This window comes from Rickettsia sp. TH2014, assembly GCF_019249195.1.
Classification (GTDB): Bacteria; Pseudomonadota; Alphaproteobacteria; order Rickettsiales; family Rickettsiaceae; genus Rickettsia; species Rickettsia felis.
This window is the reverse complement of record NZ_MXAX01000263.1, coordinates 1-1,598: the sequence shown is the minus strand read 5'-3', so window position 1 is coordinate 1,598 and position 1,598 is coordinate 1. Positions and strand designations below refer to the sequence as shown.

Here is a 1,598-nt window from a genome sequence, read left to right as displayed (position 1 = left end):
TTATTGGACTAAAGATCATAAATATTATAGATTAACTACTCAAGCTAATTTATTTGGTACTACTGATCTTATATGTAGCTGGGGTTCTTTGTACTCTAATAAAGGTAATTATGAAGTTATCCACTGTAACTCCCAACATGATATGGATAAGAATATTAAACGTATCGCTAGGATAAGGAAATCAAGAGGTTATCAACACACTCTTCCAATTCAAGAGGAATCTAATACTACAGGTAACGGTTTAAAATATAATAATCTAGAGCAAATAGCTGATACATTAAGTGGCTCAGATCAGTATAAAGTTATTAAACGATATATAAAACCTGATTTTTACCATTTACCTGATAACGCTCCAAAACACATAGGAGTATTTTTAGACACCGAAACTACCGGCTTATCACATGAACAAGATAAAATACTAGAACTTGGGATGGTAAAATTTGAATATACTGAAGATGGGCGTATTTATCAAATAGTTGATGAATTCAACCGGTATCAAGATCCAGCAAAACCAATACCCCCGCATATTACTGAACTAACCGGAATTACTGATGCAATGGTTCAAGGCAAGGTTATAGATAAAGAAGAAGTTACGCAGTTTCTTAAAAATGTTGATATCATTATTGCTCATAATGCAGCATTTGATAAACCATTTTTTGACAAAATGTTTCCATACTTACCACATAAAGCTTGGGGATGTTCAAGAGTCGATATTGATTGGAAAGCTGAAAAAATAGAAAGCCATAAGTTAGAATATCTTGCTTATAAGTATAATTTCTTTTATGAAGGACATAGAGCTGTAACAGATTGTCTTGCTGGATTGCATTTACTAGCTCAAGCATTACCTATTTCTAAACAACCAGTATTAAAGCAGTTACTTATTAATTGCAATAAAACAAGATTTAAGATTTGGGCAAAAAATGCTCCTTATGATACAAAAGATTTACTGAAAGCTAGATACTATCGCTGGTCTACTCATTCTCAAGATAATTATAAAGCTTGGATGACTGAAGTATTTGAAGATAATCTTGAATCAGAACTTAACTTCTTGCGTTCTAACATCTATAACACTACTTCAATCAATATTCCGCTACAAACTATAGATCTTCATAATAGATTTAAATGTTAATACAACTAATATCATCTTTACCTAATAATACTAGAAGTTTTTTAGATAAAGTATATTTCATATTGAATCACATAACAAGATAGAAAATGGCTGTTGCAATCAAGTAAATATGCAACATTAAGTCGTAAGAATATAGGGTTAAATTTATGTCTAAACGTAAAATATTAGACAAATATGATGATAAAAAAAGTAGGCAAGCATTAGCAAAGGAAAGAATGAAGGCAAAAAAATTAAAATATAAGGCTGAGAAATTAGGATGTCTAGATAAAAATGGCAATCCGGATTTTACATCTTATCATAAGCATTTAGAAGAACAAACAGCAAAAAATGCTGGATTTATTGATGAGGACGGAAAACCAGATCTTACTGCTTATTATAAGCATATAAAAGTATCAAATACTGAATTGATAGATTGCAATAAGTATAATCAACCTGTTTTTAATGTAGAAGTCAAGATTTAATCTTACAG

Annotated in this window: 2 protein-coding genes; both read left to right on the top strand. The window is 30.4% G+C overall.

Features of this window, described 5'->3' with window-relative positions:
- Window positions 1-1,129: 3'-5' exonuclease (locus KYQ89_RS05495; protein WP_218460747.1), on the top strand; the 1,129-nt coding region annotated here is incomplete at its 5' end.
- 146 nt (window positions 1,130-1,275) lie between these two features.
- A complete protein-coding gene (locus KYQ89_RS05490; protein WP_218460746.1) occupies window positions 1,276-1,590 on the top strand; it encodes a hypothetical protein in 315 nt (104 codons plus the stop codon).
- The last annotated feature ends 8 nt before the right edge of the window (window positions 1,591-1,598 follow it).